Source organism: Haemophilus haemolyticus (assembly GCF_001679045.1).
Taxonomy (GTDB): domain Bacteria; phylum Pseudomonadota; class Gammaproteobacteria; order Enterobacterales; family Pasteurellaceae; genus Haemophilus; species Haemophilus haemolyticus.
This window is the reverse complement of record NZ_LYCK01000007.1, coordinates 1-8,095: the sequence shown is the minus strand read 5'-3', so window position 1 is coordinate 8,095 and position 8,095 is coordinate 1. Positions and strand designations below refer to the sequence as shown.

The following is an 8,095-nucleotide window of genomic DNA, read 5'->3' as shown; positions in this document are numbered from 1 at the left end:
CGCACTTTTTGTTTATAGGTGATATTTGAAAGTTATCAAAATGTGATTTTTTAATCAGTATTTTATCGACTGGTTACATTTCTTTCGTTATAATTGAACGTCTTATTTTATTTAACAAACGTGTTCGGTGTGGATTTTTACCGAGTGCAAATTAATTGAGGTAACAAATGTCATTAAATATTGAAACAACTCAAGGTTTAGAACGCCGTGTAGTGATCACCGTTCCTGCTGAAACTGTATCTAAAGCAGTTCGTGAAGAATTTAAACGTGCATCAAAAAATGTTCGTGTAGATGGTTTCCGTAAAGGCCATGTACCTGCTCATATTATCGAACAACGTTTCGGTGCATCAATCCGTCAAGATGTATTAAACGATTTATTACCACGTCATTTTTTTAATGCCGTGATTGCAGAAAAGATTAATATCGCAGGTCGTCCAACTTTTGGTATTGAAACTTTTGAAGAAGGTAAAGATCTAGTTTTCACCGCAACTTTTGAAGTTTATCCAGAAGTTAAATTACAAGGTTTAGAGAATATTAAAGTTGAAAAACCAACTGTTGAAATCACAGAAGCTGATATTGATAAAATGGTTGATGTGTTACGTAAACAACAAGCAACTTGGGCAGAAACCGACTCTGCAGCAAAAGCAGATGATCGCGTAACTATTGATTTTGTTGGTTCTGTAGATGGCGAAGAGTTTGAAGGCGGTAAAGCATCTGACTTCGTATTATTTATGGGACAAGGTCGTATGATTCCTGGTTTTGAAGATGGTATCGTAGGCCATAAAGCAGGTGAGCAATTTGATATTAATGTAACTTTCCCTGCTGAATACCATGCAGAAAACTTAAAAGGTAAGGCGGCAAAATTTGCAATCACCTTGAAAAAAGTAGAAAACATGGTGTTACCTGAGTTAACAGATGAGTTTGTTGCTAAGTTCGGTCCGAATACTAAATCTGTTGCGGATTTACGTGTAGAAATTCGTAAGAATATGGAACGTGAATTGAAAAATGCATTAGTTTCACGTGTTAAACAACAAGTAATCAATGGTTTAATTGAACAAAATCCAATTGAAGTTCCAGCTTCTGCAGTAGAAGAAGAAATTAATGTATTACGCAATCAAGCGGCTCAACGTTTTGGCGGTAATGCACAACAAGCTGCACAGTTACCACGTGAATTATTTGAAGCGGAAGCAACTCGTCGTGTTCAAGTAGGTTTATTATTCTCTGAAGTGATTAAATCTAATGAATTAAAAGCTGATGAAGAACGCGCTAAAGCAATGATTGCAGATATTGCATCAGCTTACGAGCAACCAGCAGAGGTTGTTGAATACTATAGCAAAAACGAAGAATTAATGAACAATATTCGTAACGTAGTATTAGAAGAACAAGCAGTGGATGCAGTACTTGCTAAAGCACAAGTTACTGAAAAAGTTTCTTCGTTTGATGAAATTATGAATCCACAGGCATAATAATTAATTAATATAGTTATGATTGAATAAAAGTGCGGTCGCTCTTTTTAACAAAAGCGACCGCATTTTTATTTGTATGTTATTTAGAGTAAAATAATTAGCAATTTTAGTGAAAAAGGTAAGAAAATGAGTGTAATTCCTATGGTTGTTGAACAGACTTCGCGTGGCGAGCGTTCATACGACATTTATTCCCGTTTATTAAAAGAGCGCGTGATCTTCCTAAGTGGTGAAGTGGAAGATCGTATGGCAAATCTCATTGTGGCTCAGCTGCTTTTTTTAGAGTCTGAAGATCCAACTAAAGATATCAATATTTATATCAACTCTCCCGGTGGTTCTGTGACAGCAGGTATGGCTATTTACGACACAATGCAATTTATTAAGCCAGATATTCGTACACTTTGTATTGGTCAGGCATGCTCAATGGGTGCATTCTTGCTTGCTGGCGGAACCGCTGGCAAACGAGCAGCGTTACCAAATGCGCGTGTGATGATTCACCAACCTTTGGGTGGTTTCCGTGGTCAAGCATCGGATATTCAAATTCATGCACAAGAAATTTTGAAAATTAAACACACCTTAAACGATCGTCTAGCATTTCATACTGGGCAAAGTATCGAACGAATTGAGAAAGATACAGATCGCGATAACTTTATGTCAGCTGAAGAAGCAAAAGCATATGGTTTAGTTGATGAAGTTTTAATTAAACGTTAAGGAAACACATGTCAGACAAAGATAAAGATTTACATTGCTCTTTTTGCGGAAAAGAAAAAAGCGAAGTAGATAAATTAATTGCTGGTACAGACGGCTATATTTGTAATGAGTGTATTGAACTTTGTCATTCAATGCTTGAAGAAAGTAATGATGAAAGTGTAGACGAAAGTGCGGCAGAAAATGAGGAGAAATTACCAACTCCTCACGAAATTCGCGCTCATCTAGATGATTATGTTATTGGCCAAGATTATGCGAAAAAAGTGCTTTCTGTCGCAGTTTACAATCATTATAAACGCTTACGAACTAATCATGAAAATAACGATGTTGAGCTTGGTAAAAGTAATATTTTGCTTATTGGGCCAACGGGTAGTGGTAAAACATTGCTTGCTCAAACACTAGCTCGTCGTTTAAATGTGCCGTTTGCGATGGCTGACGCGACAACATTGACTGAGGCTGGCTATGTCGGTGAAGATGTAGAAAATGTCCTACAAAAGCTTTTACAAAACTGTGAGTATAATACTGAAAAAGCGGAGCAAGGCATTATCTATATTGATGAAATCGATAAAATTAGCCGTAAATCGGAAGGCGCATCAATTACTCGAGATGTATCTGGTGAAGGTGTACAACAAGCGTTGTTGAAACTCATTGAAGGTACTGTAGCGTCTATTCCACCTCAAGGCGGTCGTAAACATCCGCAGCAAGAAATGGTGAAATTGGATACGTCAAAAATTCTCTTTATCTGCGGTGGCGCATTTGCGGGATTAGATAAAATTATTAGTAAACGTACACAAACAAGTACGAGTATCGGTTTTAGTGCGAAAGTAGAAAAGGATGAAGAAGAAAAGTCTCTTTCTGAATTATTCCGCCAAGTAGAACCAGATGATTTAATGAAGTTTGGTTTAATTCCGGAATTTATTGGGCGTTTACCCATGATTTCTCCACTAAGTGAATTAGATGAAGAAGCCCTTGTGCAAATTCTTACACAGCCTAAAAATGCCTTAACTAAACAATATCAAGCTTTATTCAGTCTTGAAAATGTGGAGTTAGAATTCACTCCAGAAGCTTTAAAAGCAATGGCGAAGAAAGCGCTTGAAAGAAAAACAGGCGCACGTGGTTTACGTTCTATTGTCGAGGCTGTATTACTTGATACGATGTATGATTTACCATCTATCGAAAATTTACGTAAAGTAGTCGTGGATGAAAGTACCATTGTAGATAATACTGCTCCAAAATTAGAATATCATTCTTAATAGAAAAGTGCGGTTATTTTTCCTTATGTTTTCTATTTTGCTTGATGATTTTCAATAGGCAAGGCGAAAAGAAAATGCTACAATCGCACGTTCTTATAACTTTATTCTTATTTTCCTAAGTAAATAACGGATTCAATTTATGGCAACTGAAATTGTTGATAAAAAGAAAAATGTACCAGAGACGGTGGTAGAAGGTAAATCTAAAGGATTAAATACCCTTCTTTGGATTTTAGTCGCAGTCTTTTTTGCGGCAGCTGCAATTGGTAATGTTTATTTCCAAAAAGTATATTCATTACCTATTCGTGTAGTGGGTGTAGTCATTGCATTAGTGATTGCTTTTGCATTTGCAGCAATTACTAATCAAGGTACAAAAGCTCGTACATTCTTTAAAGATTCAAAAATAGAAGCGCAAAAAGTGGTATGGCCAAGTCGCCAAGAAGCGCGTCAAACTACATTAATCGTAATTGGGGTAACAATCATTGCATCCTTATTTTTCTGGGCGACAGATTCGATTATTGTCACAGTAATTAATTTCTTAACTGATTTGAGATTCTAAAATGACTGAAGAAACAACTGTATCAAAAAAACGTTGGTATGTATTACAGGCGTTTTCTGGTTTTGAAAGCCGAGTGGCTTTAACTTTGCGTGAATATATTAAACAGCAACAAATGGAAGACCAATTTGGTGAAGTGTTAGTTCCAACTGAAGAAGTCGTTGAGAATGTTGCAGGTAAGCGTCGTAAAAGCGAACGTAAGTTTTTCCCTGGCTATGTGCTCGTAGAAATGGAAATGAATGATGAAACATGGCACTTGGTGAAAAGTGTTCCGCGTGTTATGGGATTCATTGGTGGTACACCTGATAAACCTGCGCCAATTTCTAAACGAGAAGCCGATACTATTTTAAACCGTCTAGAACAGACTACTGATAAACCACGTCACCGCAATGAGTATCATCCTGGTGAAGAAGTTCGTGTGGCGGAAGGTCCATTTGCAGACTTTAATGGTACAGTAGAAGAAGTGGATTATGAAAAAGGTCGCTTAAAAGTTTCTGTATCAATCTTTGGTCGTGCAACACCAGTTGAACTGGAATTTGGTCAAGTAGAAAAAATACATTAATCCCTGATTAAGGATAATTAAAAAATTACCGCACTTTTATAGTGCGGTTTTTTCATGCTCTGAATTTATCAAGGTATTTTTACTTGTGTGATCTTTAATTTTAGGAAATTAATTGGTCGTAGAAGATAAGATATAAAAAATCCCTTGCAGAGCAAGGGATTTAGTAATGAGTTAAAGTGCGGTAGAAATTACCAACCTTTTACAACACCATCTTTAAAGTGTTTTTTAGCTTCTTGGTAAACTTCTTCTGTTTGGTAAGATTTTACGAAATCTTGAACAGCTTTGCTGTCTTTGTTATCGGTACGAGAAACGATAATGTTCACATATGGAGAATCTTTATCTTCTACAAATACACCGTTATCTTGTGCATTTAAGCCTACCTGGCCCGCATAAGTATTGTTTACTACAGCTAAATCAACATCGTCTAATGCGCGTGCCGCAACAGAAGTATCTACTTCAGTGATGTTTAATTTTTTCGGATTTTCAACAATATCTAATACAGTTGAAAGAAGGTTATTTGCATCTTTTAATTTGATTAAACCTTGTTTTTCAAGAAGAATTAATGCACGGCCACGGTTTGTTGGATCGTTAGGAACAACAACTTTAGCACCTTCTTGTAATTCATTTATACTTTTTATTTTTTTAGAATACCCCGCTAATGGATAGACGAAAGTATTACCCACGATGACTAAGTTATTTAAATTTTTCGCTTTTGCATCTTCATCTAAATAAGGTTTATGTTGCATCGCGTTTGCATCTAAATCACCTTTAGATACAGCTTCATTTGGTAATGCATAGTCATTGAATTCAACGAATTGAACGTCTAAACCATATTTTTCTTTAGCGACTTTTGCTGCAATTTCTGCAACTTGGTGCTCAGGGCCAGACATTACACCGACTTTGATTTTAAGTGGTGCAGCTGCAGCTTCAGGTTTTTTGTCTTCTTTACAGCCTGTTAAAACGATAGCTGATGCGATTGCAGTGATTGCAAAAAGTTGTTTTAATTTCATAGGATTTCCTTCCTGTTTAAGTTAAGAGTTGTGTTTAATTAACGATGATCCACTTTTTTAGCCAGTGTATCGCCGAGTTTTTGGCTAATCATAACGAATAGCACAATAATAATGGTTGCCACCCAAGTGACATAAGGCATATTGCGATATACGCCGTAGTTGATAGCTAGGCTACCTAAGCCGCCGCCGCCTTGCGTCCCCGCCATTGCAGAGTAACCAACTAAAGTGACCAGCGTAAGCGTGATGCCATTAATGAGTGTAGGTAGTGCTTCTGGCAAATAGAATTTACGAACAATCTGCCATTTAGTTGCTCCCATTGCTTGAGCAGCTTCGGTTAAACCATTTGGAATTTCCATTAATGCATTAGCAGTTAAGCGAGCCACGAATGGCATCGCACAAATGCTTAATGGAATAATTGCTGCCGTTGTACCTAATACAGTTCCCACGATGAAACGTGTTACAGGTAATAAGATTAAGAGCAAAATAATAAATGGAATAGAGCGCCCAATATTAATAATCGTGTTTAACACAAAATGAGAGCGGTTATTTTGTAAAATCTCATTTTTTCCAGTTAAGAAAGTCCATACGCCAACAGGCACGCCGACTACTACGGCAAGTAAAGTAGATGCAAAGCTGATATAAATAGTTTCATAAGTTGCTGTTGCGACAACGCCCCACATTTGAGGTGTTAATTGTTGGCTGAATGTTGCCAAAAAATCATTGAACATAACCAAGCACCTCCACGCGCACGTTGTTTTCCATTAAATAAACTTTGGTTTGCGTAATGGCATCTTCATCGCCTTCTACTTCAGCAATGGTATAACCAAATTTCACGCCTCCAGCATAATCGATTTGTGAGGTTAAGATACTGAGCTCCACGCCAAATTTTTTTGATGCCTGAGAAAGTAACGGCGCATCAACTGATCGGCCGGTAAACTCAAATTTGATAATTGGATACGCTTTGCTATGTTTCGGTGTATCAGTAAGATTTTCCAAATATTCATCAGGTAGACTAATGTGGAAGGTCGAACGAATAAACTCTTGTGCTAATTCTGTTTTAGGATTTGCAAAAATTTCACCGACAGTACCTTGTTCAACTAGGCGACCTTGATCAATTACGGCAACTTGATCACAAATCTGTTTAACAACTTCCATTTCATGAGTAATCAACAAAATCGTAATACCTAAAGTGCGGTTAATTTCTTTTAATAATTTCAGAATAGATTGCGTAGTAGCAGGATCTAATGCGCTAGTTGCTTCATCACATAACAAGACTTTAGGATCGCTCGCTAAGGCACGTGCAATGGCTACACGTTGTTTTTGCCCACCAGAAAGATTACTTGGGTAGGCATCACGTTTTTCGCTTAAACCAACAAGATCTAAAAGTGCGGTAATTTTTTCTTGGATTTTTGCTTTTGACTCACCTTCTAATTCTAAGGGTAATGCCACGTTTTCAAATACAGTGCGAGAACTTAGTAAATTGAAATGCTGAAAAATCATTCCGATTTGACGACGAGCACGTACTAACTCGTGATCAGAAAGTCCTGTTAATTCTACGCCGTCAACAATAACAGAACCGCTTGTTGGTTTTTCTAATAAGTTCACACAGCGAATTAATGTACTTTTTCCTGCGCCAGATGCACCAATTACGCCACAAATTTGACCTTTTTCGATGTTTAATGAGACATTATCAAGCGCAGTCAATTTCTTGCTAGGTAGCTCAAAAATCTTCGTTATATTGCTTAGCTTAATCATATAAGCCCTTTTTCTTTACTGTTTTAAATCTATTTCGGTATTCTAGACGTCTAGATTGCTATGTCAATATGTCAGATTATCTTTTTTAGACAGATTGGTTATGAGTTATATTTGCTAATTGCCTGGATTAAATAGATAATTTTTGTCAATTTGACATGTATAAAAGGTAAGAGAATGAATAAGGCTATTTTTTTAGATCGCGATGGCACGTTAAATATTGATTACGGTTATGTACACGAAATTGATAACTTTAAGTTTATTGATGGTGCGATTGATGCATTGCGAGAATTAAAGAAAATGGGATATATGTTGGTGTTGGTTACCAATCAATCTGGAATTGCGCGAGGTTATTTTTCTGAGGAGCAGTTTTTACAGTTAACAGAATGGATGGATTGGTCATTGGCTGAACAAGATGTGGATTTGGATGGTATTTACTATTGCCCACATCATCCTGAGGGAAAAGGTGAATATAAAGAAGACTGTGATTGCCGGAAACCTAAACCTGGAATGCTATTGCAAGCGATCAAAGAATTAAAGATCGATCCTACGCAATCTATTATGGTTGGAGATAAAGTTGAAGATCTAAAAGCGGGAATTGGCGCGAAGGTGAAAATGAATGTATTAGTTCTTACAGGTAAACCAGTAACAGAGGAAGGTGAGAAAGTAGCTGATTATATGTTAGATTCTATCGTTGATCTTCCTAGAATTTTAAAACGCTTAAAAAAATAGCTCAAAATATCTATATTTTGCTCTAATCGCTTGCGCTTTAATCAAAAGATCATTTTTTTAAA

At 36.7% G+C, this 8,095-nt stretch carries 9 protein-coding genes; 6 read left to right on the top strand and 3 right to left on the bottom strand.

Annotated features, from left to right (window positions below; genetic code table 11):
• Window positions 1–167: 167 nt before the first annotated feature.
• From tig to nusG, 5 genes are all read left to right on the top strand, one after another.
• Window positions 168–1,466, top strand: coding sequence for a trigger factor (tig, locus tag A8M50_RS02850; RefSeq protein WP_005646720.1), 1,299 nt, complete (start codon window positions 168–170; stop codon window positions 1,464–1,466).
• A 96-nt stretch (window positions 1,467–1,562) separates the two neighbouring features.
• A complete protein-coding gene (clpP, locus tag A8M50_RS02845; protein WP_258183412.1) occupies window positions 1,563–2,174 on the top strand; it encodes an ATP-dependent Clp endopeptidase proteolytic subunit ClpP in 612 nt (203 codons plus the stop codon).
• Between the two features lie 8 nt (window positions 2,175–2,182).
• Window positions 2,183–3,424 (top strand): ATP-dependent protease ATP-binding subunit ClpX, encoded by a 1,242-nt coding sequence (gene clpX / locus A8M50_RS02840; protein WP_005646714.1) that lies wholly within the window; start codon window positions 2,183–2,185, stop codon window positions 3,422–3,424.
• A 139-nt stretch (window positions 3,425–3,563) separates the two neighbouring features.
• Window positions 3,564–3,980, top strand: a complete 417-nt coding sequence (gene secE, locus A8M50_RS02835) for a preprotein translocase subunit SecE (RefSeq protein ID WP_005636067.1) — start codon at window positions 3,564–3,566, stop codon at window positions 3,978–3,980.
• 1 nt (window position 3,981) lies between these two features.
• A complete protein-coding gene (nusG, locus tag A8M50_RS02830; RefSeq protein ID WP_005628071.1) occupies window positions 3,982–4,539 on the top strand; it encodes a transcription termination/antitermination protein NusG in 558 nt (185 codons plus the stop codon).
• Window positions 4,540–4,727: 188 nt separating this feature from the next.
• On the opposite strand, the gene A8M50_RS02825 is transcribed toward nusG, so the two are convergent.
• From A8M50_RS02825 to metN, 3 genes are read right to left on the bottom strand one after another with little or no spacing between them, the layout of a single operon-like run.
• A complete protein-coding gene (locus tag A8M50_RS02825) occupies window positions 4,728–5,549 on the bottom strand; it encodes a MetQ/NlpA family lipoprotein (RefSeq protein WP_005646724.1) in 822 nt (273 codons plus the stop codon).
• Between the two features lie 38 nt (window positions 5,550–5,587).
• Window positions 5,588–6,277: a methionine ABC transporter permease gene (locus tag A8M50_RS02820; protein WP_005646725.1), complete on the bottom strand. Its 690-nt coding sequence runs from the start codon at window positions 6,275–6,277 to the stop codon at window positions 5,588–5,590.
• Window positions 6,267–7,304, bottom strand: coding sequence for a methionine ABC transporter ATP-binding protein MetN (gene metN, locus A8M50_RS02815; protein WP_005646722.1), 1,038 nt, complete (start codon window positions 7,302–7,304; stop codon window positions 6,267–6,269). The genes A8M50_RS02820 and metN overlap by 11 nt, the downstream gene beginning before the upstream one ends.
• A 174-nt stretch (window positions 7,305–7,478) precedes the next feature.
• On the opposite strand from metN, the gene gmhB reads away from it, so the two are divergent.
• On the top strand, window positions 7,479–8,033 hold the full coding sequence (gene gmhB, locus A8M50_RS02810) for a D-glycero-beta-D-manno-heptose 1,7-bisphosphate 7-phosphatase (protein ID WP_005646718.1): 555 nt from the start codon (window positions 7,479–7,481) through the stop codon (window positions 8,031–8,033).
• Window positions 8,034–8,095: the final 62 nt, after the last annotated feature.

What these genes read in the sequence shown, in the direction of transcription:
- tig (WP_005646720.1), top strand. Translation starts at nt 168, where the DNA reads ATGTCATTAAATATTGAAACAACTCAAGGTTTAGAACGCCGTGTAGTG.
- clpX (WP_005646714.1), top strand. Translation starts at nt 2,183, where the DNA reads ATGTCAGACAAAGATAAAGATTTACATTGCTCTTTTTGCGGAAAAGAA.
- secE (WP_005636067.1), top strand. Translation starts at nt 3,564, where the DNA reads ATGGCAACTGAAATTGTTGATAAAAAGAAAAATGTACCAGAGACGGTG.
- nusG (WP_005628071.1), top strand. Translation starts at nt 3,982, where the DNA reads ATGACTGAAGAAACAACTGTATCAAAAAAACGTTGGTATGTATTACAG.
- A8M50_RS02825 (WP_005646724.1), bottom strand. Translation starts at nt 5,549, where the DNA reads ATGAAATTAAAACAACTTTTTGCAATCACTGCAATCGCATCAGCTATC.
- A8M50_RS02820 (WP_005646725.1), bottom strand. Translation starts at nt 6,277, where the DNA reads ATGTTCAATGATTTTTTGGCAACATTCAGCCAACAATTAACACCTCAA.
- metN (WP_005646722.1), bottom strand. Translation starts at nt 7,304, where the DNA reads ATGATTAAGCTAAGCAATATAACGAAGATTTTTGAGCTACCTAGCAAG.
- gmhB (WP_005646718.1), top strand. Translation starts at nt 7,479, where the DNA reads ATGAATAAGGCTATTTTTTTAGATCGCGATGGCACGTTAAATATTGAT.